Below are 449 nucleotides of genomic sequence, written 5' to 3'. Positions count from 1 at the left end.
GAAACACGGCATGCAGTACGACGGGGACGCCGAACGCGCGACCGAGATGGAAGATTGGCAGACGGAACTCTTGGAACTGCTCCGACGGGAGGCCTACTACTTTGCGCCGCAGAAAATGACGAAGGTGATGAACGAGGGTTGGGCCTGTGTAGACCCTGAGACGCCGGTTTTCACGGCTGATGGGTTAGTTCCAATGGAGGACGTGGTATCGGACCATGTCACCGTCTCCGATGGTGAACAAGCACGCGAAGTGTACGACTCTAACATTATCCCGGACCACGATACCGTGACGATAGAGACACGTCGTGGGTTCGAGTTGACCGGATCGAACAATCACCGTGTGCGTCAGCCCGATGGAGACTGGGTCAGACTTGATGAACTGGAGACTGGCGATGAAATCGCCGTCACTGGCGGGAACGGGACGTGGCCCGAGACGAACGTCCCAATCG

1 protein-coding gene is annotated in these 449 nt (G+C 57.5%); it reads left to right on the top strand.

The window, feature by feature from the left end; translation table 11 throughout:
• Window positions 1–449 (top strand): SpoVR family protein (locus FY251_RS21360; RefSeq protein WP_187367487.1); only part of this gene is annotated, 449 nt, incomplete at both ends.

Origin of the sequence: Haloferax sp. KTX1 (assembly GCF_902410085.1) — an archaeon.
Classification (GTDB): domain Archaea; phylum Halobacteriota; class Halobacteria; order Halobacteriales; family Haloferacaceae; genus Haloferax; species Haloferax massiliensis.
This window is presented reverse-complemented; position numbering and strand designations above follow the sequence as displayed.